This is a genomic window from Streptomyces sp. NPDC127197, assembly GCF_042672405.1.
GTDB classification, from domain to species: Bacteria; Actinomycetota; Actinomycetes; order Streptomycetales; family Streptomycetaceae; genus Streptomyces; species Streptomyces flavusporus.
Genome location: NZ_JBHXVG010000064.1, coordinates 1 through 21,058 on the forward strand (window position 1 = coordinate 1; position 21,058 = coordinate 21,058).

Annotated in this window: 25 protein-coding genes and 1 pseudogene; 5 read left to right on the forward strand and 21 right to left on the reverse strand. The window is 68.7% G+C overall.

The window, feature by feature from the left end; translation table 11 throughout:
- Positions 1–253 precede the first annotated feature (253 nt).
- Positions 254–1,390 carry a ParB/RepB/Spo0J family partition protein gene (locus tag ACFVJQ_RS42665; RefSeq protein ID WP_385791115.1) on the reverse strand — a complete coding sequence of 379 codons (1,137 nt, stop codon included), beginning with the start codon at positions 1,388–1,390 and terminating at the stop codon, positions 254–256.
- Entirely contained in the window at positions 1,387–2,652 is a 1,266-nt protein-coding gene (locus ACFVJQ_RS42670) for a ParA family protein (RefSeq protein WP_385515666.1), read from the reverse strand. The genes ACFVJQ_RS42665 and ACFVJQ_RS42670 overlap by 4 nt, the downstream gene beginning before the upstream one ends.
- Positions 2,653–3,133: 481 nt before the next feature.
- On the opposite strand from ACFVJQ_RS42670, the gene ACFVJQ_RS42675 reads away from it, so the two are divergent.
- The 4 genes from ACFVJQ_RS42675 to ACFVJQ_RS42690 all read left to right on the forward strand — a co-directional run bounded on the left by ACFVJQ_RS42675 (position 3,134) and on the right by ACFVJQ_RS42690 (position 6,906).
- Complete coding sequence (locus ACFVJQ_RS42675; protein WP_385791117.1) at positions 3,134–3,697, forward strand: TnsA-like heteromeric transposase endonuclease subunit; 564 nt, start codon at positions 3,134–3,136, stop codon at positions 3,695–3,697.
- Positions 3,698–3,763: 66 nt separating this feature from the next.
- Positions 3,764–4,372, forward strand: a complete 609-nt coding sequence (locus ACFVJQ_RS42680) for a DUF6461 domain-containing protein (protein WP_385791119.1) — start codon at positions 3,764–3,766, stop codon at positions 4,370–4,372.
- A gap of 204 nt (positions 4,373–4,576) precedes the next feature.
- Positions 4,577–4,714: a hypothetical protein gene (locus tag ACFVJQ_RS42685; RefSeq protein WP_385791120.1), complete on the forward strand. Its 138-nt coding sequence runs from the start codon at positions 4,577–4,579 to the stop codon at positions 4,712–4,714.
- Between the two features lie 419 nt (positions 4,715–5,133).
- Positions 5,134–6,906, forward strand: coding sequence for a hypothetical protein (locus tag ACFVJQ_RS42690; protein WP_385791122.1), 1,773 nt, complete (start codon positions 5,134–5,136; stop codon positions 6,904–6,906).
- Positions 6,907–7,275: 369 nt separating this feature from the next.
- On the opposite strand, the pseudogene ACFVJQ_RS42695 reads toward ACFVJQ_RS42690, so the two are convergent.
- Positions 7,276–7,542, reverse strand: a pseudogene (locus tag ACFVJQ_RS42695) (leucine zipper domain-containing protein); the annotation flags it as partial.
- A 117-nt stretch (positions 7,543–7,659) separates the two neighbouring features.
- Entirely contained in the window at positions 7,660–8,859 is a 1,200-nt protein-coding gene (locus ACFVJQ_RS42700) for a PIN domain-containing protein (RefSeq protein WP_385791124.1), read from the reverse strand.
- Between the two features lie 753 nt (positions 8,860–9,612).
- Between ACFVJQ_RS42700 and ACFVJQ_RS42705 the strand changes: the two genes are divergently transcribed.
- Positions 9,613–10,617: a pentapeptide repeat-containing protein gene (locus tag ACFVJQ_RS42705; protein WP_385791126.1), complete on the forward strand. Its 1,005-nt coding sequence runs from the start codon at positions 9,613–9,615 to the stop codon at positions 10,615–10,617.
- Positions 10,618–10,932: 315 nt separating this feature from the next.
- On the opposite strand, the gene ACFVJQ_RS42710 is transcribed toward ACFVJQ_RS42705, so the two are convergent.
- From ACFVJQ_RS42710 to ACFVJQ_RS42790, 17 genes are all read right to left on the reverse strand, one after another.
- Positions 10,933–11,535 (reverse strand): hypothetical protein, encoded by a 603-nt coding sequence (locus tag ACFVJQ_RS42710; protein ID WP_385791127.1) that lies wholly within the window; start codon positions 11,533–11,535, stop codon positions 10,933–10,935.
- A 496-nt stretch (positions 11,536–12,031) separates the two neighbouring features.
- Positions 12,032–12,262 carry a hypothetical protein gene (locus ACFVJQ_RS42715; RefSeq protein ID WP_385791129.1) on the reverse strand — a complete coding sequence of 77 codons (231 nt, stop codon included), beginning with the start codon at positions 12,260–12,262 and terminating at the stop codon, positions 12,032–12,034.
- 234 nt (positions 12,263–12,496) lie between these two features.
- Positions 12,497–12,880 (reverse strand): hypothetical protein, encoded by a 384-nt coding sequence (locus ACFVJQ_RS42720; RefSeq protein ID WP_385791131.1) that lies wholly within the window; start codon positions 12,878–12,880, stop codon positions 12,497–12,499.
- A gap of 298 nt (positions 12,881–13,178) precedes the next feature.
- Positions 13,179–13,955, reverse strand: coding sequence for an HIT family protein (locus ACFVJQ_RS42725; protein WP_385791133.1), 777 nt, complete (start codon positions 13,953–13,955; stop codon positions 13,179–13,181).
- Positions 13,850–14,932 carry a hypothetical protein gene (locus ACFVJQ_RS42730; RefSeq protein WP_385791135.1) on the reverse strand — a complete coding sequence of 361 codons (1,083 nt, stop codon included), beginning with the start codon at positions 14,930–14,932 and terminating at the stop codon, positions 13,850–13,852. Before ACFVJQ_RS42730 ends, ACFVJQ_RS42725 begins: the two co-directional genes overlap by 106 nt.
- On the reverse strand, positions 14,929–15,567 hold the full coding sequence (locus ACFVJQ_RS42735; protein WP_385791137.1) for a hypothetical protein: 639 nt from the start codon (positions 15,565–15,567) through the stop codon (positions 14,929–14,931). The genes ACFVJQ_RS42730 and ACFVJQ_RS42735 overlap by 4 nt, the downstream gene beginning before the upstream one ends.
- Before the next feature lie 115 nt (positions 15,568–15,682).
- Positions 15,683–15,922, reverse strand: coding sequence for a hypothetical protein (locus tag ACFVJQ_RS42740; protein WP_385791139.1), 240 nt, complete (start codon positions 15,920–15,922; stop codon positions 15,683–15,685).
- A 79-nt stretch (positions 15,923–16,001) separates the two neighbouring features.
- A complete protein-coding gene (locus ACFVJQ_RS42745) occupies positions 16,002–16,178 on the reverse strand; it encodes a hypothetical protein (RefSeq protein WP_385791140.1) in 177 nt (58 codons plus the stop codon).
- Positions 16,178–16,648 carry a hypothetical protein gene (locus ACFVJQ_RS42750; RefSeq protein ID WP_385791142.1) on the reverse strand — a complete coding sequence of 157 codons (471 nt, stop codon included), beginning with the start codon at positions 16,646–16,648 and terminating at the stop codon, positions 16,178–16,180. Before ACFVJQ_RS42750 ends, ACFVJQ_RS42745 begins: the two co-directional genes overlap by 1 nt.
- Positions 16,648–17,511, reverse strand: coding sequence for a histone-like nucleoid-structuring protein Lsr2 (locus ACFVJQ_RS42755; RefSeq protein WP_385791144.1), 864 nt, complete (start codon positions 17,509–17,511; stop codon positions 16,648–16,650). The genes ACFVJQ_RS42750 and ACFVJQ_RS42755 overlap by 1 nt, the downstream gene beginning before the upstream one ends.
- Positions 17,508–18,008, reverse strand: coding sequence for a WhiB family transcriptional regulator (locus tag ACFVJQ_RS42760; RefSeq protein ID WP_385791146.1), 501 nt, complete (start codon positions 18,006–18,008; stop codon positions 17,508–17,510). Before ACFVJQ_RS42760 ends, ACFVJQ_RS42755 begins: the two co-directional genes overlap by 4 nt.
- Positions 18,009–18,048: 40 nt before the next feature.
- Positions 18,049–18,345: a hypothetical protein gene (locus ACFVJQ_RS42765; RefSeq protein ID WP_385791147.1), complete on the reverse strand. Its 297-nt coding sequence runs from the start codon at positions 18,343–18,345 to the stop codon at positions 18,049–18,051.
- A complete protein-coding gene (locus ACFVJQ_RS42770; protein ID WP_385791149.1) occupies positions 18,342–18,785 on the reverse strand; it encodes a hypothetical protein in 444 nt (147 codons plus the stop codon). Before ACFVJQ_RS42770 ends, ACFVJQ_RS42765 begins: the two co-directional genes overlap by 4 nt.
- Positions 18,782–19,459 carry a GGDEF domain-containing protein gene (locus tag ACFVJQ_RS42775; RefSeq protein WP_385791151.1) on the reverse strand — a complete coding sequence of 226 codons (678 nt, stop codon included), beginning with the start codon at positions 19,457–19,459 and terminating at the stop codon, positions 18,782–18,784. The genes ACFVJQ_RS42770 and ACFVJQ_RS42775 overlap by 4 nt, the downstream gene beginning before the upstream one ends.
- A gap of 225 nt (positions 19,460–19,684) precedes the next feature.
- Entirely contained in the window at positions 19,685–19,834 is a 150-nt protein-coding gene (locus ACFVJQ_RS42780) for a hypothetical protein (protein WP_385791153.1), read from the reverse strand.
- Between the two features lie 41 nt (positions 19,835–19,875).
- Positions 19,876–20,367, reverse strand: a complete 492-nt coding sequence (locus ACFVJQ_RS42785) for a hypothetical protein (protein ID WP_385791155.1) — start codon at positions 20,365–20,367, stop codon at positions 19,876–19,878.
- The gene (locus ACFVJQ_RS42790) at positions 20,367–20,729 is read right to left on the reverse strand and encodes a hypothetical protein (protein ID WP_385791157.1); all 363 of its coding nucleotides are present in this window, start codon (positions 20,727–20,729) and stop codon (positions 20,367–20,369) included. The genes ACFVJQ_RS42785 and ACFVJQ_RS42790 overlap by 1 nt, the downstream gene beginning before the upstream one ends.
- Positions 20,730–21,058: the final 329 nt, after the last annotated feature.

A 21,058-nucleotide genomic window follows, 5' to 3' on the forward strand; every position in this document is an offset into this window, starting at 1 on the left:
GCCCAGGGGGCGAAACCCCTCTTCCTGCCCTGCTCCGCAGCAGTCCGATTCCTCCCCGGCCTGAAGGCCGGGACATCCTCGGAGGTTCCAGGTGACGTCTGGCCCGCCTGGAGGATGGCGACGAGGCGGAGTGCGCCTGGTAGGCGAGCGCGAGTGGACGACTGAGAACGCCCGCGGCATGGGCCGGGTTCCTACGGAACATGGTCCCGCTCCCTCACCTGGTAGGTAGGGGAGCGGGACCATGCTGGAGTGGTTAACCGGCCTGAGCGGCCGCCTGCTCTGCGATGGATCGCGCCAGTTCACCGAGTCGGGCTGGGTCCCGTTCCAGCCCCCTCATGCTCAGGATCCGAAGCAGGTCGAAGAAGGCATCGTCGGTCTCCACCCTGCGGTCCAGGAGCATCGCGAGGGCGCCGGGCTGGTCGAACGGCACCCTATGAACACGCGGTTCCTCGCTCGCAGCATTTTCACTGGTTCCTGCTGCGGACGAGTCAGCCCGTGGCTCTGGTACCGCCTGCTTGAGCGCTCGATCGTCGGCGGTCTCTTCTGCCGGTGGTGTGGAAGGCGATCCGCTCACCTCGGCACCCACTATTACGTCGTAATAGTGGGTGGGCGTGCTGCTCTCCTGAGGGGCAGGTACGTCGTCTTTCTTCGTCTTCTTTCGGCTGCGTTCTCGCTTCTCCGCTTCCTTGCGGGCTCGCTCCTCCTTCAGTTCCTGAAGGGCCGTCTCCTGCTGGGCAGCGGGCTTGTTGCCCACAGCTCGAAGTAGGTCGATGGGCTCTTCGCCGATCCGGGCCTGAAGTTCCGGCGTGAGGTTGAGCAGGGCAAGGCGCTGCGACACCCAGCCCTGGGAGCGGTGGAGCCGCTTGGCCAGGGCTACCTGGCTTCCATGGATGGCCAGGAGACGTTGCAGCGCGCGGGCTTCGTCGAGCTCTTCGAGGTCCTGGCGGTGAATGTTGGCGACGAGGGCGGATTCGAGGAGTTCCTCGGAGGTGGTGCCCTGGTCGTCGCTGACCATGACCTTCACGGTGGGGAGTCCGGCGTCGCGGGCTGCGGCGAGGCGGCTGCTTCCGTCGATGACGACGTGGGTGGTGTCGGGTTCGAGGTCGGCTTCGCGTTCGGGGTTGGCCTTGATGTAGGCGTCGCGGTTCATGACCGTGATCGCCTGCTTCTGGCCGTGGGTCTTCAGGCTGCCTGCGAGGTCGGTGAGGTCACCGAGGCTGGATCGGGGGTTGTCTGGGTTGAGGCTGATGCGGTGGGTGGGGAGTTCGGTGGGTGGGGCGACACCGTCGGTGGGAACTCCTGTGGCGGCCGCGACGGCCTGGCGGCGTGCGCTGACGGTTCGGGCTGCTCCGCCGAAGCGGCCGGCGCCCAGCTGGTCGGCCTTGCTCATGCGATCTCCCGGGCGAGGGCGCGCATACCGATCGCCTGCTGTGATTTGGGGGCGTACGACAGCAGCGGCTGCTTCATTCGGACTGCTTCCTTCTGTTCCTTGAGATCACCGATGAGACCGACGACTCGTGGATCCTTTATGTCCACCCATCCCTGCAGTGAGGAAGTGGCGATGAATCCGCGGCGGGAGTCGTACAGGTTGACGACGATGCCGAGGTAGTCGATGTCGACCTGCAGGTCGCTGCGCAGGTCGTCGATCTGTGTGGTGAGCAGTTCGTAGGCGTCGGCTGAGCTGTCTTCGGCCTGCACGACGATCAGGGCGCCGGACTGACCGGGCTTTTCGCCGTCGCGTCGGCGGCCGTAGTAGGCGGCGGCGTCCATGCTGAGGCCGAGGCTGGGCGGGCAGTCGACAAGGATCACGTCGTAGTCGGCTTCGAGCGGGGCTAGCGCCCGCTCGAGGGCTGCTTCCCGGGCACGCACAGCAGACAGGCGGACGTCGAGGAGGAAGGCGTCGTTGCAGGCGGGCAAGAGGTGGAGTCGGCCGTCGAAGGTGTCGTCGTCGATGGAGACGATCAGGTCCCGCAGATCGCCCTTGGGGTCGCCTGCCATGTGGTTCGTGAGGCTGTCACCGTTGAGCGGCAGGGGAGTGGCGCCCAGTTGATTGGTGAGGTGGCACTGCGGGTCGAAGTCGACGAGGAGGACGCGCAGCCCGAGGCCGGGGAGATTCTCGACATCGAGGGGGTCGTCTTCCGGTTCGGTCTCGCTGCCTTGTGCCTCGCTCGCACGCAGTGCTTTGGTGAGTGCCTTGGCGACGCGTACGGCGTGCAGCCTGTTGGGGTCTTCGGCCAGTGCTTCGCCGACTCCGGCGGTGATGGCGGTCTTGCCGACACCGCCCTTCTGGTTGCAGACGATCAGACGGCGGGTGACGGCGGGCCTCTCGACGTCAGGTGCGGGGTTGGCGTCCAGCCACAGCTGGACAGACTGGGCCAGGCCCTGGATAAGTGAGACCCGTCGGTCTGCGGTGACGCGCCTGAACTCCTCCCATTGGCTGGGAGGCAGGAAGGTGGAGAAGGAGTCGGCACCTGAGGTGTCGATGGTCTCGGGCGCCGAAGCGAGATTGCACCAGGCGCTGATGCCCTGTTCGACCGCGGCCTGGATCTCGATGCCGTGCTGGGCGGCTCTGACTTTGAGGTTCTGCCGGAGCCATCCCGGCAGTTTGGACACGACCTTCTCGCGGTCGCTGGAGGTGGCTGGCGAACTCATGGGGGACACCTTACTAACGTCCGAGACCCTCAGCGCCACGGACACGTTAGCTAGGCCGAGTTGTTAAGTGGTACCTCCTCCGTCCGGGCTATTACGCCGTAATAGCAAGGCAGCCGGGTTGTCCTGTCTCTGCGATGTGTAGGCAGTCCCACTCTTCTGTAGGCATGTGCGGCTGGATCCCGGTCGTATGTAGGTAAGTTCTGGAGTGTTCCGGTCTTGTGCAGGTACGGCGGTCACGACGCTTCTACGGTCGAAGTGGCTGGTCGGCGTCGTACCGGAGGCCCGGATGGATGTGCGCGAGGTGTCGGCGGAGCACGTCGAGCTGGAGTACGTCAGCGCAGGCGGCATCCGTCAGCGCGGGTCTTTGGGGTGTCTGTGGCCGGTCCGGTTCGAGTCGGTGAGGCCCGAGCGCCGGTTTCCGGCTTTCCGTGGTCAGGGCAACTGGTGCGGCTGATACTGGTCAGCGACCTGCGCCGGGCATGTGGGCAACGAGTCCTGGCTCGAGCGTGACCATCTGATGCTGCTCGACTTCGACCCGCTGGTAACGGGCGTGTCCTCGCAGCCGTTCCGGCTGTCGCGGGCCGGGGCGGGCGGGAAGCGGGTGCGGCACACGCCGGACTTCTTCCTCCGTCGCGCCGACGGCACGGGCTTGGTGGTGGACGTGCGCCCGGACGAGCGGATCGGGCCGGAGGACGCGGCGAAGTTCGCGGTGACGGCGGCGGCCTGCCGAGCGGTGGGCTGGGACTTCGCGCGGGTGGGGGTTCCGGATGCGGTGCTGATGGCGAACATGCGGTGGCTGGCCGGCTACCGGCATCCGCGGGTGCACCGCCCGCACGTCGCCGCCCGCCTGGTGGAGGTGTTCGCCGACGGCGGCGGGTTGCTGGCCGGGGCCCTGAGGGTGGGTGATCAGATCGCGGTGCTGCCGGGTCCTCCACGCGGAGTTCACACGGCGGCTCCCCAACGAGAGTCCTCTGCCCACGACGGCCAAGCCCTGCTTCCTCCACCAGCTACATGTCATCGCGCACTCGGTCCAGGCGGCTGCTGAGCAGACCGCACCCCCGGGTCCCAGCCTTAGCCACCGATGTCAGTGGCATCAGCGAGGATCTCGGGCATGACTTCGACTGCTGCCGACTACGTGTGGTTCGAGGAGAGCTTCCCCGAGCTCGCAGAGGCATACTGCTTCACCCTGGTGCACAACCTGCCGCCGTCAGAGGTTCTCCGTCGTCTCCAAGGATGTGAGGAGTCTCCGCGGACCGGGGCGGAGCAGATAGTAGAGGTGGCCTTTGACCTCCTGGCCTCCGACGACACCCGGCAGCTGATCGCCATGACGAGCGTCGGGGACTGGACGCTGCTGATCGAGCCCAACGGCTATCTCGGTGTCACCGAGGAGACGGCCCTGCCGGCATCCGCCGGCACCAGATGGGTCTCGCACTTCGTCAACATCAACGGCGTCGACTCGTTTCTCTGGGCCGAGGACGGGACGAACCGCCTGACCTTCGAACCCGGATTCCCCGACAGCCGATGGGGCACCACCCCCGACGAACTCCTGAAGGCCATGCACGACATCGGCTTCCAGTTCTGGGAGGAGACCTCCGACACGGCGGAGGACCTATCCGCACCAGCGGCATTCGCGCTGGCCGAGCATCTGACCGGCGTTCGCATCACACCAGAACTCCTTCAAGGAACGACCTTCACCTGCGGCAGCGCAAAGATCAGGTGACCCGGCCGTGGCCTCCCTGCTTCACCTGGAACCTCCGAGGATGCCCCGGCCTTCAGGCCGGGGAGGAATCGGACTCCTGCGGAGCAGGGCAGGAAGAGGGGTTTCGCCCCCTGGGCGGAAGACCGTCCACCCCGGGACGGGGTGTGCCGGCCCACCGTGATCAACAGCTCTCAACTGTCAGTCCTCCCAGGTAGGTTCAGGATCATGACGACGGACACCACGGACGGGCAGGAGACCGCGCACGCGCGGTACACCTTCCGCCTGCGCGTGTGTGCCGGCGCCCGTGCCGCACTGGAGGCGGAAGGGGCGCACTGCCGCTGGATCTGGGCTATTACGCCGTAATAGCAAGGCAGCCGGGTGCGCCCAGCGGGCCGGCACGGCGACGATCTACCAGCCATGCCAACGCACCGCTGCAGCCAGCACCCAGGAACTTGGGAGCCACACCCAGCGTCTCCGTTATGAAGCAAGCCGAAGAACCCATCGACGCCGTGGGGGAGCAGCCCGTGCCTGGACGGGGCCTGTCTGAGGCCGAGCAGACGCTGTGGGATGCGTTTCCGACAGGGACGATGGTCGACTTCGGCCGTTCGCCTCGCAGTCCCGTTCCAGGCGCTGGGGGGACCGTGCGAGCTGACGTAATCGCGCGACTTCTGCTGGGCGAACGTGAGTCACAGCCTGGATACGTCCCAGCCGTCAGGATGCGTGGAGTAACGGTCACCGAAACGCTGGACCTGACCGGCTGCGATGTCCCATACGCGCTGGTCATGACCGACTGCGATTTCCAGGAAGCACTGCACCTTGAGTCCGCATCCACCAGGGCCGTCGATCTCAGCGGCTCACGACTGTCCGGGCTGACGCTGCAAGACGCGACCATCGACGGACTACTCCGCCTCACGAACGCCCGCAGCAGCTCCCCGGTCCGGCTCACCCGAGCCCATCTCACCGGCACCATGGACCTGACGGGCGCACACATCGAGGGAATGCCCGCTCTCCACGCCGACAGCCTCGTAGTGGAGCGCGACCTCGTCTGCCGAGACGCCAGGATCACGGGCGAAATGCTGATGTGGAGCTGCCGGATCGGAGGAACCTTCGTACTGGAAGGCGCCCACATCACCAATCCGGACGGCGCGACGCTGAACGCCGACGGGCTCACCGTGGACGGTGGCTTCTTCGGCGGCCACACCAGCCCCAACGGCCGTGGACTGCACTCTCAAGGCGAGCTGCGGCTCCAGGACGCGACGATCTCCCGCTGCTGCATCCTCAGCAGAGCCCGCCTCGACAACGCCACCGGTACGGCTCTCAACGCCGACCGGCTTCATGTCGGGGGGCTACTTGCCCTGGACGACGGGCTGACCGCCGAAGGCCCAATCACGCTTGTCGGAGCCGCCATTGAAGGCCCCATGCTGCTGAACAGGGCCGATCTGAACGCTCCCGGACAGTCCGCACTCGATGCCTCTCTCGCCCAGATCGGCGGTGACCTGACAGCCGCCTCTGGCTTCTCAGCCCGCGGATCCCTCGTCCTGGAAGACACACGCGTCGCAGGCTCCGTCGATCTCGCCGAGGCCCAACTGCACAACCCCGCTGGCGAGACACTCTCGGCTCGCCGTCTCCAAGTCCAGGGACGCCTCTACTGCGGCAGCACGACATCGCAAGGCCACATCGTCCTCACCGACGCGAACATAGGCGCCGCTGCCGAGTTCCACAGCGCCCGTCTGACCAATCCATCAGGTAACACCCTGACAGCATGGGGACTGACCGCGAGCGTGCTCGATCTGTGCGACGGCTTCGTCTCCAACGGCCGCGTCTCCCTGACCAGCAGCCACATAGCGAGTGCAGTGTGCCTCGCCAGTACCACCATCACGGGCCGAGTGTCACTGAAGAGAGTCAGAGCCGGCTCACTGAAGACGGACTCCAGCACGCAGCTCAGCGGCCCCGTCGACTTCCGGCACGCACAGGTCGAAATCCTCGCCGACGTCCCCACCCGCTGGCCAGACGCTCTCCTCCTGGACGGGTTCGTCTACAGCCACATGGAGGTGACGCTCCCCCTCCGGGAACGGCTCTCGTGGCTGGCCAAGGAGACCGGCGGATACCTGCCTCAGCCCTACGAGCAACTCGCCGCCGCCTACGTCAGCCACGGAGACGACGCGGCGGCGCGTGAAGTGCTGCTGGCCAAGTGCCGCCGTCAACGGGCCAGCCAGCCACCCCTCACCCGAATCTGGGGCCACATACAGGACTGGACGGTGGGATACGGCTACCGCCCGATCCGCGCCGCAGCATGGCTCCTGCTCATGCTGCTCATCGCCACGGCCGCCTTCACCGCGCAACACCCACCGCCCATGAAGCCGAGCGAGGCACCCCCGTTCAACCCCTTTCTCTACTCGGTGGACCTGCTGCTACCTGTCGTGGGGTTCGGCCAGGAAGGCGCCTTCAACCCCCACGGCTGGCAACAGTGGCTAGCAGCTGCGTCAATCGCGGCCGGCTGGGTGCTGGCCACGACCATCGCTGCAGGACTCACCCGCACGTTGTCCCGAAGGTGAAGTCCGTTTAGGCTGCGGTCCTGACACTCGAGCTATTACGGCGTAATACCTCGGCCAGAGCGGGGCCGTCGGCAATCACCCAGCTGGCGCGGCTGTCCCATCTCGCTCAATCGAGTCGTTTCTCAACGAACAGAGCCGTTGGTGGGGGCCCCGGGGCGGCCGGGCTTCGGAGGCCTGCGGCCGCCCCGGCCGTTCACCTGGAACCTCCGAGGATGCCCCGGCCTTCAGGACTCTGCTGAGGAATGCGTGATTCGGGCAGGGTGTCGGCGTCGGCTGAACTCGGACCCACTTTGAACTCACGCGCCGTCAGAGGGTCAGCGTTCGGCCGTCGTCGAGAAGCGGACCTAGGCGCGCGGTTGAGTGCGCTGGCGGTGCCCAGCGGCGTAGAACGCGGACCTTGATGATGCGGCGTTCGGTGCGGGTGGGCATCCGGCGCGGGCTGGTGCGCGGACGGCTGGAGCGGTCGGCCATGCCTACCTCGCCGAACGCCCGGTAGCGGTCGGCCCAGCGCTGGGCCGTGGTCGGTGAGACCTGGAAGCGTTCGGCAGCCCGGCGCAGGGTCCAGTTGTCCTCGACCACGCAACGGGCAAGCCGCAGGCGGCCGGTCTCGGTCAGGGGTGCATTACGGTGGGGCACGAGGGCCTTTCTGTCGTACGGCACAGATGTCGCAATCCACACCGAGCCAGAAGGCCCTCACCCATTTCAAGATCACACGGCAGTGATTGCTGTCATCAACCTCCGTGGACAGAACACCTAGCCGCCGGGAGGAACGTCGCTGCCCTTCAGGGCGTTCCGATCCGCGGCTCCTTCGTAGGCGCGAGGGATCCCGAGATGCCTGCCGGGCCAGCCGCTACGAGCAGGGTCCTGCACATATCTCTCGACGGTTTGTTCCAGAGGGGTCGGGGGCTCACCTGGCCGGAGGTCAGGCAGTTCAAGCGCCTCGAACTCCTCGTCGCCGAGCGGCCGGGGCGGTGTATCCCGCAGGACGGTCAGGCGCGGTTCGGCAGCATCCGGAATGAACAGCACCGACGTGGTCCACGTAAAGCCCGCTGCGTCATCGGGGTCGAGCCACTTAAGGAGGTTCGCATAGCCGCCCACGAGCCACCGAACCTCGGCAGTGCACCACCTGTGATCACCGATCCGGTACGTGTGAATCCCCGCGACTGAGCGCAAAATAGCCTTTGCCGGGCTCCAAGTTGCCGCCGTACTAAGCAGCGGCCTGCTGTTGAGGCGACCCCGAGTGGTGCAGCTGATAGGCCCGTACGTACTGACGAGGTTTACGGTCGTCTTGGCGATCTGAGCCAGGACCTCGGGCGAGGTCAGGATGGTGACCACGAGTGCCTCATCCGTCTCGGCCGGCTCGGTGAACTGGCTTGCGATGTCGTCCATGCTTGTCAGGTGGACGAATCTGCTCTCCATCCCCGCAATGTCGTCGCACATGGGGGAGGGGTAGGATCTGCCGTCGCTGAAATCCCGCGTGTTGGCGCTGACGAAGTAGACCGTTTCCTCTGGGTGGCAACGCGCGTACTCCACCACGGACAGCCAGATAGCGGCGTCCCGAGCACCGGTCTTCACGCCCTTCACTTCCTTGCAGGGCGCCAGCTTGTTCATTTCCCGGAAGGCCGCCTCACGGAGGGCCTCGTTACTCGTCGGGATCGTCTCTAGGACAGCGCCCCACTGGCGGCGCCAGTGATCGCGGAGGCTGTCCTCTGCGGGATCTCCAAAGTCCACCCCGAGCTCCCACGGCGTGACCTGTTGCAGGGACTCCAGCGCCTCGGCAGCCTTCTGGAGCTTCTCCCGGTACTTGATGGCCTGCTGGGCAGCGAGTTCCTCCATGACCATCCACGGAACTGCGACCTCATGGGCCCCGGCTGCCCGAATCGCGCGCAGGAGGTCGGCACTGCTGCTGTCCGGGCTGAAGGGCCAGAGGATGTTGGTATCCAGAATGATCAAAGCCGGTCTCCTACCGCCTTGTTGAGGTGATCTCCAGGGTTCCAGGCGGTGATGGCAGGTGCACGCGATTTGGGCGTTACATGCCTGATGGGGGTAAGGGGAGCTGCGCGGGGCCGAGGAGCGTCTTGTTCTGCACGAAGGTGAGGTAGGGAATGTACGGAACAGTGCACAGCGGCGCGTGCGGCTCCGGCTACCGCTCGTGCGTCGACCGCCCAGCTCCTTCCGCCCATCGTTTTACCGCGGTAAATCGCGGACGCGGGTAAGAGGCCGGCCGCCGAGCTGATCCGCAGCTGTTCGGTCTCAACCGGCGAGTCGCGTGCCGAATCGGAACCACGAACCCCATCGCCACCGATCAACGGATGGGAAGGCAGCCCGCACACGCAGGGAGCGGTGACTCGGTATACCGCGGTAAAACGCCACTCTGCCACCCGTGGACCCGACAGTGCTCGTAGATCTCCAGCCAGCATTCCCAGCCACCGGGCGACTGCGACTCTGCGGCAGGCCAGCCGGCGGAGCCAGGGGACCTTGTCAGAGTAGATCACCCCGGGGGTCCGACGGTCGAAGTTCAGCTCTCAGTCGTCGGCACGCGAAGGTCGTTTCGTCGCTCAAGTTCAAGCTTGGGCACTCGCGGATGGACGGCACTGGCGCACGGCGCAGTGTTGCAACTCCCCAACGACCTGCATGATCTGTCGGCTCGTCCATCTTGTGCCGGGTGCAATGAACACCATGTGGAAACGATCAGGAACCACTCGCTTGACTCGTGACACGGCCCTGCTGGTGTCGGGAGTGCTGGTGATGTCTTTAGCAGTCATTGGGGCCCTTCTTCTGGTGTGGAGAGGGCCGTGGTGGTTCGACGGCGCTTATCTCAGGGCCAAGGATCTTCGCACCGGCTCGGCAGCTCTTGTGACCGGTTTCCGCGCAGCTGTGGTCCAGCTCCTTGCCATCCTTGGAGCGGGAATCGCCTTGCTCTTCACCGGCATCAACTACCGGCTGACTCGCCGTGGCCAGGTGACCGATCGCTTCACCAAGGCCTTGGAGCGTCTCGGCTCGGAGCACCTGTACGTGCGCTACGGCGGCATCTTGGCTATGGAGCAGATCATCAAGGACGCGCCCGAGCAGATCGAGGATGCGGCCAGTGTGCTGGTTGCGTTCGTGCGAGAACGCAGTCCCAGGTCTGCTGCGCCGCACGCTCAGGCGTCGCGGCGAGACCAGATCGCAAGAGTTCGGCGTGCAGTCCAGCGTGAGGGAGGACAGAGGTCTGCACCGCTGGCGGAGGCGGTGAAGCCTGGCCACGATGTTCATTTGGCGTTGACGGTGCTCTCCAAGCACCGCACGCAGCATGAAGTCATGCTGGGGGACGTCTGCTTGGCTAAGTCTGATCTGAGTTGGCTGTGTCTCCGTCTAGTGCGGTTCTACGGCGCAGACCTCACGGAGGCGTACTTCTGGGGCTCGGATCTCGAAGCTGCCTGGTTCACCAGATGTAACCTGACTGGCGCGTGCCTGAGCAGCACCAAGCTGACGCACGCAAGATTCGGTTCTGCCAGCTTGACCAATGCTGACCTCTTCCAGGCAGACCTCGGCTCGGCGTACCTCTTCCAGGCGGACCTCACCGGAGCAAACCTGAGCGGCGCAAACCTCGCGTCCGCACAGCTCCTCACCGTTGAGCAAGTGCTGTCCGCGAGGATCGACGAGGAGACCAGGCTGCCCGAGGAGATTTCTGCACATCCGGATGTAGTTGCCCGGCTGAGCGAGTCCTGAAGTTGGTCGATGGCAGCGCCGAAGGCCACAGGCCGGTGCCCGAGTCGACGCGCAGCCGACTCGCCTTGAGTCGTAAGAGGCCCCGCACCCGAGAGGCGACGGGCGCGGTCCCAGGGGCGGGGCTTCGCGCGGGCGGCGCCGCCTCATGCCCGGACCAGGTCGGCCGCGGCCGCGTAGGCGAGCCGCGCGTCGGCGGTAGTCACCGCTGGCCGTGCCGCCGCGCGCTCGATCTTCCTCAGTTCGCGGACTACGGCTTCCACGTAAGTCCCGAGGCTGACCATCTGGGTAGGTGTCTTGCAACTGGGCAGTACTGCTTCAATCTGGTCCAGCCAGAACGTGACTTCGCCTTCGTCGGCCAGGCCGGCCCGGTGCTCGAGCAGGCGCTGCCACCGGCGCGAGCAGTGCATGACGGCGCGCAGCCTCTGCCTCCGCCGCCTGCCGCTCGGCCTCGAGGACGGCTTCGGGTGTGCGGCGTACGGGCCGGTCCCCGCGGGACAGGTCGGTGAGGACGGCGGCCTGGAGGCGCTTCGCCTTGTTGTATGCCGCGCTGGGGGTCTTCACAGCGAGCGCTGGCACCAGGTCCGCCCATTCTGCGTTCGCGGCCCGGGCGTCCTCGACCGCCTTCGCCTGGTGGATGTCCGCCTGCTCGCGCAGGTACTGCCACAACTTCACGCGGGTGATGGCGGCCTTGCGCCGCGCCTCCTCGCGCTTCACCGCGCCCGCGTTGGCCTCGAGGTACAGCAGGGCCCGGAAGAGCTCCTCGTCGGCCGGCATCCCGCCGATGTTCTCGTCCTCGGCATCTTCGTGCAGCTGGCGCAACTCGCCGATGAGAGCTGCGGTATCGAGGTTGCCGACCCGGACGGGAGGCTTGAGCAGCGGCTTTGTGGGAGCTGTCGACTTGCGCGCGGGACGTGCCATGACGTCGAGTGTGCCCTTCGAAGGCGATTCACATTCTGTGAATCGCGCGATCCGTGAGTGCGAATGTCGACTCCCCAATTGAGGAGTCGACCTCAGAGGCCTGATTTCACGGGCCCGACGGTTCACGTCCTCGGTCTGTGTGAGGCCCCTGCGGATACGCGCTGCGGGCTGGATGCTCCGTAAAGTCCGCGCAGCCACCTGCGTGAGGCCTCCCCGGATGAGACGCCGCCGGAACTTAATCCATTGGTGCCTCGCGGTTCCTGAATACGCGAAGGCCCGTGCCTGGTACGACATTCAGAGGTTGATGGCGAGGACGGCGGTGCCGTAGCGCGGGGGCGGCGGGTCCTGCCAGCGGGCGCCGAACGAGTCGACGTACACCCGCTCTCGCGGCAAGAGCCAGGGCTGACGGCAGGTGCTGCCGCGACCACTTGCAGAAACGCAAAAAGGCCCCGCCCTTCCCGGGGAGAGTCCGGGAAGGGCGGGGCCTGGTGCCGTGTCAGCCGTCTTCGTTGTCGTTCAGAGCGCTCCGGGTGAGGACCCGGAACGGTCGGACGGCGATCGATCCGTCGGTGCGGCGGATCGCCACGTTGCGCGGCCCGGCGACCGGTCGCCGGCCGGGCCACTGGAAGTGCAACCAGCCGCCGGTGATGTCAGGGGCGCGGCGGGCGCAGTACGCGATGACCACGGTGACGGGGTGGCCTCGTTCGAGGTACACCCGGCTGGTCATGCCGCTCATCGGGCGGGCTCGGGGACAGCGTCGTGTTCACGGGCGCTCATGCAGTTCCTCGTCTCTGCGGGGCGGAGTCTTGGGCGCCGGGGCGGCCAGGCAAGGTGGCCGCCCCAGGCTGGTCAAGGTCGGGGCGGCCGCACGGCGTCGGTCCGCCCTGCTGTCAGGGGGCGTAGGTCGCGGGAGTGCCGTCGTCGCCATCGTTGGTCTCGATCTCGTACAGGGCCGTGGTGGTCACGCGCCCACCCCCGCGATGGCGGCCGCCAGGAGCTCGGTGGCATCGGTCTCGTACGGGTCGCTGTAGCTCTCGTGGTCGCTGACATGGAACGGCGCGCCCTTCGCGGTGACCGTGTACCCGGGGATGACGGTGGCCGCCCGGCCCTCCAGTTCGGTGTTGAGGCGGTCGGCGTCGCGGGAGGCGAGCCAGGTTTGGGTGTAGGGACCGAGGCGGAGCAGCGTGTAGCCGGTGTTGTCGCTGCGGCGGGCTTCGACGTGGACGCCGTAGTGGGCGGGGGCCATGCCGACGTCGTCGGGGAGGGGCAGGTTCGCCGCTGCGTGGGTGAGCATCGCGTAAGCCGGCTGCCAGATGCCGAGGATCGCGCTCGTCTCGCAGCGCAACCAGCCCTTGTTGGTGTAGCCGAGCTGGTTGCCGTGGAGGTAGGCCGCGGCGTGGGGGTGTCGGGGTGGACCAGGGTGACGGCGATCAGGTCGGGGCCGTGGTCGTCGCCGGGGCGGGGCTGGGCGCGCTCAAGGAACGGGCCGACCCGTACGGCGATGTCCTGGTTGCAGCCCGGCGTCCAGGGCTGCGGGTTCTTGCGGGCGGCGAGCAGTGCGCGGAACTGGTCGACGGCGGCCTGGTCCTCGGGGGTGAGGGCGCCGGGAACGTGGCCGCAGCGGCGGAAGAAGGAGGGGCGTTTCATCGGGCGGGCTCCTGTTCGCGGGTGGGGCGGGTCCAGGGGAGGGCAAGGCTGTCGCCGGCGGTGCGGGGAACGAGGTGGCCGTGCAGGTGGAACACGGTCTGGGTCGCGTCCGGGCCGCAGGAGGTGAGGTAGTTCCACTGGCCTCCGATCTGCGCGGCGAGTTCGGCGGCGCGCAGCTGCACGGTGGCGGAGACGACCGGGTCGGTGGTGAAGTCGGCGACGTGTCCGCGTGGCAGAACCAGGAGGTGGCCTTCGGTGCAGCCGCCGCTGCGGGGCACGATCGCGAGGGCATCGTGCCACTCGCGGACGATCGTGGCGGGTGCACCGTCGTGAATGATCCGGCAGAACGGGCAGTCGGGGCGCGGGTGTTTGCGGGGGACCGGCGGCCGGTTGATGTGGTGGTGGGTGACCGCGACGGTGGTGCCGGCCTCCTGCATGCGTCGGCCGATCGCGTCGGCGATGGCGGGTGCGCGGTGGCGGCCGTACCAGCAGTTCACCAGGAGCTGGACCGGGCGGCCTGAGGCGGCGAGCAGGACGGTGAGTTCGTGCACGGCGTCGTCGATGATGCGGGCCGCGCCGGGTGTGGCCAGGACGTAGTCGCGGACGCCCGCGTCCTGTCCGGTCTGGCGGGCGACGATGTCAGCGAGGGCCGGGTCGTCGGGCGGGTTCAGCAGCTCGTTCGTGAGGTTGATGCCGAGGACTGCGGCGCGGTAGCGCGGGGGCGGCGGGTCCTGCCAGCGGGCGCCGAAGGAGTCGATGAACAAGTCGTACACGGGGCCTCCAGTTTCGGGGCGGTACGGGCTCCGGGCGCGGTGACCGCAGAGGGTCGCCGCGCCCGGAGCCGGGGGTCGGGTGTGTTGGGGTGGTCAGGCCGCGGCCGGCTGCGGGCGCGGCGGGGTGCGCAGGGCTGTGAGGGTGAGGCGGTGCTGCCAGGTCTGGGCGGCCCGGGCGGGCGGATTCCACGCAAGGCCTCGCTGTAGAGCCACCGGTCGCGCTGGTCGTCCAGGTCGTCGATGGCGGTGGCGGTGCCGTACGCGACGGCGACCAGCTGCTGCCACACGTCGTCCGGGAGCCGGTTGCGGCAGGTGGCGCACAGCCGCTGGCCGACCAGCGGGTTGTGCCAGATCGTGCAGCCGGACGTGCAGGGGTACTCCGGCACGCAGGCGCAGGCGAAGCAGCCGTCGGGCCTGGACAGCTTGAAGCGACGGCGCTTGGTCAGGCTGGGGCGGTGTGCGGGGGCGGCCGGCCACTTGTGGTCGCAGTGGCGGCAGCGGTGGTAGCGGCCCCAGCCGTTGCGGCCGGGGCCGATGGTGAGGCTGGTGGAGCGGCTGGCCCGGTTGCAGGCCGGGCACTCGGACTGGACGGCGACGTCCTCGTGGTCGAGCCATTCGACGGACATGACGGTGGCGGCCTGGGCGGTGGGGTCCTCGGGGTCCGCGTCGTCGAAGTGCCAGGCGTAGTCGTCGTCCTCACCGTCCTTGGTCACCTTGATCCCGATGCGCTTGGTGCCGAAGCGGGTCAGGTCGGCGAGCTCGCTGCTGGGCAGGATGCGGTGGCCCCACACGCGCCGGTGGTAGGCGTTGGTGACGGCGAGGACGGCGCGGTCGGTGATGTGCCCTAACGCCATCAGCCGGTCGCATTCCTCGCCCAGCGCGACGGCCGGAATGCCGTACAGCGTGTCGAAGCCTTCCTCGGTGGTGCCGGACAGCGTGAAGAGCTGGCCGGGGTGGGCTTCGGAAAATGCGGTCATGGGTGATCGGTCTCCTTGGGAGCGGGGGCGGGCGGCCTGTGGTGCCGCCCGCTGCGGGCCGACAGGGGCCGTTCAGGTAGTGGTGTGGGTGCGGGCGATGGTGGCGGCGAGGTGCAGCAGCGCCGCGGTGTTGCCGTGGATGGCCGTCGCGATCTCTTCGATGCCGGCGTCATTGATGTGGTCGGCGTTGAGGCCGTCCATCGCCCGGATCGCTTCCTGGCGGTGGTCGCGTGGCGGAGCGGGGAATTTGGGGGTCTGGCGGCGGCGACGTCGGCGAGCGAGTTGAGCAGACGGACGCGACCGAACTTGGGGCGGTCGTCCTCCCAGTCGGCGGTGTGGAGTTCGACTTCCTTGTTGTCCTCGCTCCAGGCGGCGCGCACCTCGTAGTAGGCGTACGGCTCGAACTCGGGGACGGTCAGCCGGGCTGGCGTCAGATTGCCGCGGTCGTCGATGCCGGCGGCCGCGATCGGCTCGATGCCGAGTTCGGCGAGGCGGGCGTTGATCAGGTCGGCGTGGCGCTGGGCACGGAGCAGGCCCTGGGCTACGACGTCGATCTGCTGCTCCTGGTGGGCCGCTTCGGCGGCGGCGAGCCAGTCCGGCACGGCGGGCTGGTTGGTGGCGGAGGTGGCAGTCATCGGCTTTCTCCTCGGTTTTGCGGATGGGTTGGTGCTGCGGGGCGGCCGGAGTCGGTGTCGACGGCCGCCCCGCAGGCATGAGGGGTGAGCCCGGCCGGCCGGGCCGGGCGTGGGGTCAGTGCGTGGCAAGGGCGGCGCGGTGCTCCTGGCGGTGCTCGGTGGCCGCGGGTTCGGCGAGGACCTTGACGTGGTGGGGCTGGCCGACGTCGCCGTGCTCGGAGCAGACGACGGCGTACGCGGTCCTGCCGGTGCACCCGGACTCGGGGTCGCGCGGCCGGCCGGACGGCTTCACGGCGTGCTCGCAGCGGCTGTTGTCGTCGTGCCAGGGTTCCACGCGGATGGTGATGCGGGCCATGAACGTCGGTCTCCTTGTTGGAATGCAGGGAGTGCCGTGCCCTGCCGGTGAGGCGGGGCACGGCGCTCGGGGGTGGGGGTTAGGGGGTGTCGGCGACCACGAGGAACTGGTCGGTTACCAGGTCCATCACGACGCGGGCGTCGGTGCCCTGCGCGCGCTGGGCGGCCGCGTACTCTTCCGCCGGCCACGAGCCGCGGGGAGCTCCGGCGGGGAACCGCTCCAGGACGGTGCGGGGCTGCGCGGTGGTCGTGTCCATCACCCGTCGCCGCCGTTCACGCGCTCATGGATCTCGATCAGCGTGCCGATGGCATCGGGGTTTTCCGCCGTGCCGACCCACTGTCCGCGTGCAGTGAAGACGGGGACGGCGTCGGTGTCTGCGTCGAACACCACGACGTAGTCGCCGTACCGGTCGAGGACCATCTCCTGCAGGGCCCGCGCCGGTGCGGGGGCCAGGACCGTCAGGTCGTCGACGGTGAGCCGGGCGGGCTCCGCCGGATTGTCGAGCTGGGTGAGGAACCCGGAGACGTGCAGCAGGTCGCCGGGCTGGATCTCGGTGAGCAGCGCGTACGCGATCCGGGGATTGCTGGTGGTGCAGGACCAGACGACGTCGTCCACGGCGTCGTCGGTGGGGGAGACGACCAGCTGGAACCGGGCGGTGCCCGGGGCGTCGCCGGGTGCGGGGACGGTGTAGAGGTAGCCGTCGGCGGTGAGCGGCTTGGTGTCCATCAGTTCGCCTCCGCCGGGGCGGTGGTGCCGTGGGCGTCGGCGTACGCGTCCAGGACCGTCTTGGCCGGGGTGCCCCGGTCGGCGACCTGGTGGCCGTTGGCCCGTGCCCAGGTCCGGATCGCGGCCAGCTGTTCCTTGCTGAGCTTGCCATTGACGGCCGGGGTGGCGGTGGTGGTCGCGGCGGGCTTGCCGGTCTTGGCCTGCCGCAGTTCCTCCTTGGCCCGGGCGAGTTCGCGCTCCAGCCTGCTGACCCGTCCCTCCGCTTCGGTGACGGCATGCTCGGTGTCGCGCCTGCTGGCGAGTTCGGCCAGGACCGTGCGGGCCTTGGCGGCGAGGGCCTGCACACCCTTCGCGGTGTGCTGCTCGCCCCAGACGAGCAGCGCCTCGATCCCCGTCTCCGGCGCCGGGTGCCCGGTGTCGGTTGCCTCGGGCTCGGGCGAGTTCGAGCCGTTCATGGGCGTGCCGTCCGCGTCCGGGGTGCCGATCTCTTGGGCGAGTTCGGCTTTCGCCTGCTGGACAGCGTCGGCGAGTTCGGCGTCGGACAGTCCAAGCGTGGCGCGGACGTGGTCCGGGCTGTCACCGCTGGTGAGCATGCTGGCGGCGACAGCCGCGTAGGCGTTGTTGCTGGGGGCCTGGGTGGTCATGGGGTCTCCGGTGGTGACGCTGTCGGGAAGGTGGGGCAGGAGCGCGGTGAGGGTGTCGGCGTCGGTCGGCGCCCCGATCGCGTCCAGCAGTTCGGCAAGGTCGTCCTTGTCGCCGGCGTTGCGTGCCGTGACGCGGCACGCGGCCGCGAGCTCTTCCAGAGGGCTGGGCTGGTGCGGGCGGGATTCGGCTTCGAGGGCCGTGAGCCAGTCGGTGGTCATGCCGCCCTCTGCTTCCTCTGCGCGAGGTCCAGGAGCTCGCGGTTGTGCTGCTGCTGGGCGGGGGTGACCGGCTCGCGCCAGGGCTCGTAGGGGGTGGACCACATCGGGCTCGCCGCCGGGACCGCGTCCGGCGGGCGGGGCTCGCTGCGGCGTGCGCGACGGTCGGCTGCGGCGACGACGCCGACCCAGTCGAGCCCGAGGCGGATCTGCAGTCGGCGGCGCAGGGTGGTGCGCTGCCGGGCGGTGGTCGCCGCCCAGATGCCGCTGGGGGTTAGTTCGGGGTTGGCGAGCGCCCACTTGAGGCAGCCGGCCGCGATGGGGCAGCCGCCGCACGCGGTCTTGGCGCGCTCGATCCGGTCGGCGTCGCCCGGGCCGGTCTGGCCGTACTCGTGGATGAACAGGTGCGGGTTCGTCCGGCACGCCAGCGGAACCTCGGTGTGGGGGAAGGGGATCCGGGGGTCGGCCTGGAGGGCCGGGGTGTAGGTGGTTCGGCTCATGGACGAGCCCTCCTTGCGGAGTGATCAAAACGGTGGGAGTTCAGGCGTGGTCGCTGCCCTGGTCCTTGGACTTGGACTTGGGCTTCGGCTTGGTGTCGGAGGCGAACCGCCCGAGCCGTGCTTCCACGGGGTTGGCGGTGATCCAGTCCTCCGCGCACGCCTTGTGCACGGGCTCGCCGGAGTGCGAGCGCATCGGCGTGAGCCGGCCGCACAGCACGCAGGGCAGGTCCTGCCAGCGGTCGAAGTGCCGGGGGTCCTTCCATTCCAGGAGGCCGCCGGGAGTCGGGATCAGGCCCGGCTCGTACGGCGACTCCTTCTTGTCACGGCGGCCCGTCACGGCCGGAAGCCGGGCAGCTGCTGGAACACCTGCGCCACCAGGTCCTGCGTCGGCTTCCAGGCCGGAAGCGCGCCCGTAGCGGGCACGGGCAGGGCGAGTTCCTGGACGTCGGCGAGGACCAGGTGGTGCTTATCGCGCTCCGCCCAGGGGCTGGTGCACTGCTCGGGCCCCTGGTCCAGGTGGCAGTCGATGAGGCGGGCGACGCCGATGACCGCACCGAGGTGCAGTTCGCGGTCGCGGATCGCGGTGGCCACCAGCGGGTCACGCAGCACGGCGGGCTCCGGGTTCTTCTTTCCGGCGTGGATGAGGACCCAACCGCGCCACGGCCAGTGCACGGGCCTGTTCTCCGGGCTCTTCCCGGCGAGGATGCAGGTGGCCCAGGGCTGGCGAATCGTGATGCCGCGGATCCAGTCGCCCTCGGGCAGGGTGGCCACGCTCATGCAGCTCGCCCCCACACGGCCGTGCCCGGACGGCCCACGCGGCGGCCGTTGACGGACGGCCGCTTGGCGTGCTCCGCCGTGGCGAGGTACGCGCGACCGGAGTGCTTGCCGTCGTACAGGGCGGCATCGGCAGCACGCTGGAGCGTGGGCAGGTCGCGGACGCCGATCACGTCCGGGGACGCCGCTCCGACCGAGGCGGCGACGTCGACGGCCTGGCCGTCGTCGAGGACGACGGGGGTGCGGAGCATGCGGACCAGCTGCTCGAGGCGGACCTCGCGGCGGTCGCGGGGCAGTGGCAGGACGACAGCGAACTCGTCACCGCCCAGCCTGCCGACGGACGCGCGAGGTCCGGCCCATGCGGTGAGCCGGTCGGCGGTCGCCCGTAGCACCGTGTCCCCGGCCGCGTGGCTCAGAGTGTCGTTGACGTCCTTGAAGTGGTCCTGGTCGACGAAGACCACGGCGGTGTCGTCGCCGTAGCGGCGCAGGACCTGCCGGGCCCAGGCGGTGTACGCGTCGCGTCGCAGCAGCCCGGTCAGCGGGTCCTTCCTCGAGGCCGCCAGGCGCCGGTGCAGAGCGATCGCGTGGACCGTCCAGCCGGTCAGCGGGACCGCGACGGTGGTCAGTAAGAGTGCATGCTGCCCGAACCGGGCCTGTGCGCGCAGGACGGAGCCCATAATGAGGATCTCCCTCGTCTCGTACGGGATGGGTGGACCCGGGACGGCCGACGTGGTTTCCAGGCCGATGACGGCCGTCCCGGGGTGGCTTCTCGTGGTTGAGGGGCCACTGCGACCGCCCCGGGCCCGGCGGGTGCCGGGGCCGGGGCGGCACAGAGTGCGCTCAACGGAGTCAGCTGGCTGTCTCGATGGCGTCCCGCAGGGTGACCACGGGCGGTCTCCTTGTCAGTGGTCGAGTTGGACGGTGATGGGCGTGCGCGGATCGCCCGCGCTGGTGTGGACGGTGCGGCGGTGCGCGGCGAGGCCGGCGGCACCGCCCTGGATCGGCAGGTGGCAGGACGGGCAGCCGCGCCACCACTCGTCACCGTCCGGCAATTCGGCCGGGGTGAGCGGGTGCGGGTGCGGCGGTTGGCGCCTCAGTCCGTGTCCCGTGAGCCGCGGACGTAGCCGATGGCGGTTTCGACATGGGTGCGGACCATGAGGCTTCCGGCGTCGTCGATCCGGTCGCGTAGCTTGTCCAGCTGCGCCCATGCCCGCCTCAGTTGCTGAGTGAGCCACTCGGTGTCGGCGGAGGCAAAGACGAGGAACTCCCCGAGGGGAAGCCGTACTTCGCCGCTGGTGCCGAGGACGGCTATGGGGTGTCCGTCAGCGTCCTCGATGAGACCGGCGTCGCCGTCCCGCTGCCGCCAACCTTCGGGGACGGCCTTCAGCCGGGTCTCGATAGCGGTCAGGCGGTCGGTGTCGGGGCGGCCGGCAGCCAGGTACGCATTGACCCGGCGGATCTCCTCTTCAGTGAACAGCTCAGCAATGCGCTGCTCACCGTCGGAGAACCCGGCGTGGTGCAGGGCCTCCCGGGCCAACTGCCAGTCCGTCCAGCCGGGCTTGTTGCTCTGCTCGCGGTAGCTCATCACGCACTCCCGCTGATTTCCGCGAGCTGCTCGCGGTAGTGGTCGTCGGCCTCCTCGTCGACGTCGTCGAACCCGCCGTGGACGGTGCAGACGACGTCTTCGTGGTTGTCGAGGCCGCCGGTGAGCGCGCGGTGCAGGTCGGTGATGTTGTGGGCCGGTGCCCAGGCGTAGCCGCTGCGCTCAGGGTCGAACGGGCAGGGCACCATGACGTCGAAGCCGTAGTCGCCCTCGCCGTCGACGTCCGTGCGCAGGGCGAGGGTGAGGTGCAGCTGTCCGAGGCGGATCTCCGCGACTCGGTCACCACCCGCGATGTCGGAGCGGTGCTTCCACTGCCACAGGGGCAGGATCTCGGGGCCGAACACGCGGCGGACCAGGAGCAGGTCGCCCAGGCCAGCGCCGCCGTCCAGTCCGAGGTCGGCTTCGCGCGACTCGCTCAGGCGCCGCAGGAACGGCTCCAGCCGGTAGAGGTTCTCCGCGAAGTGGACCTCGTTGAAGCCCTCCGTCAGCAGCGACTAGTGGGAGTGGACCCGCGCCTTGTGCTGTGCGCGGACCGTGTCGTCGGGGACAGTGCGGTTGGCCGGGCGCGGGACTTGGCGTGCCAAGCACACCTGGAGTTCTCTGGAGGTCGCCGAACCTGAGGCGGACTCTCCAAGGAGTCCTCGCAGCTCAGTGGCTATGAGGCGGCAAGGTA

What these genes read in the sequence shown, in the direction of transcription:
- ACFVJQ_RS42665 (WP_385791115.1), bottom strand. Translation starts at nt 1,390, where the DNA reads ATGAGCAAGGCCGACCAGCTGGGCGCCGGCCGCTTCGGCGGAGCAGCC.
- ACFVJQ_RS42670 (WP_385515666.1), bottom strand. Translation starts at nt 2,652, where the DNA reads ATGAGTTCGCCAGCCACCTCCAGCGACCGCGAGAAGGTCGTGTCCAAA.
- ACFVJQ_RS42680 (WP_385791119.1), top strand. Translation starts at nt 3,764, where the DNA reads ATGACTTCGACTGCTGCCGACTACGTGTGGTTCGAGGAGAGCTTCCCC.
- ACFVJQ_RS42685 (WP_385791120.1), top strand. Translation starts at nt 4,577, where the DNA reads ATGACGACGGACACCACGGACGGGCAGGAGACCGCGCACGCGCGGTAC.
- ACFVJQ_RS42690 (WP_385791122.1), top strand. Translation starts at nt 5,134, where the DNA reads ATGACCGACTGCGATTTCCAGGAAGCACTGCACCTTGAGTCCGCATCC.
- ACFVJQ_RS42710 (WP_385791127.1), bottom strand. Translation starts at nt 11,535, where the DNA reads ATGGCACGTCCCGCGCGCAAGTCGACAGCTCCCACAAAGCCGCTGCTC.
- ACFVJQ_RS42715 (WP_385791129.1), bottom strand. Translation starts at nt 12,262, where the DNA reads ATGACCAGCCGGGTGTACCTCGAACGAGGCCACCCCGTCACCGTGGTC.
- ACFVJQ_RS42730 (WP_385791135.1), bottom strand. Translation starts at nt 14,932, where the DNA reads ATGACCGCATTTTCCGAAGCCCACCCCGGCCAGCTCTTCACGCTGTCC.
- ACFVJQ_RS42735 (WP_385791137.1), bottom strand. Translation starts at nt 15,567, where the DNA reads ATGACTGCCACCTCCGCCACCAACCAGCCCGCCGTGCCGGACTGGCTC.
- ACFVJQ_RS42740 (WP_385791139.1), bottom strand. Translation starts at nt 15,922, where the DNA reads ATGGCCCGCATCACCATCCGCGTGGAACCCTGGCACGACGACAACAGC.
- ACFVJQ_RS42745 (WP_385791140.1), bottom strand. Translation starts at nt 16,178, where the DNA reads ATGGACACGACCACCGCGCAGCCCCGCACCGTCCTGGAGCGGTTCCCC.
- ACFVJQ_RS42750 (WP_385791142.1), bottom strand. Translation starts at nt 16,648, where the DNA reads ATGGACACCAAGCCGCTCACCGCCGACGGCTACCTCTACACCGTCCCC.
- ACFVJQ_RS42755 (WP_385791144.1), bottom strand. Translation starts at nt 17,511, where the DNA reads ATGACCACCGACTGGCTCACGGCCCTCGAAGCCGAATCCCGCCCGCAC.
- ACFVJQ_RS42760 (WP_385791146.1), bottom strand. Translation starts at nt 18,008, where the DNA reads ATGAGCCGAACCACCTACACCCCGGCCCTCCAGGCCGACCCCCGGATC.
- ACFVJQ_RS42770 (WP_385791149.1), bottom strand. Translation starts at nt 18,785, where the DNA reads ATGAGCGTGGCCACCCTGCCCGAGGGCGACTGGATCCGCGGCATCACG.
- ACFVJQ_RS42775 (WP_385791151.1), bottom strand. Translation starts at nt 19,459, where the DNA reads ATGGGCTCCGTCCTGCGCGCACAGGCCCGGTTCGGGCAGCATGCACTC.
- ACFVJQ_RS42785 (WP_385791155.1), bottom strand. Translation starts at nt 20,367, where the DNA reads ATGAGCTACCGCGAGCAGAGCAACAAGCCCGGCTGGACGGACTGGCAG.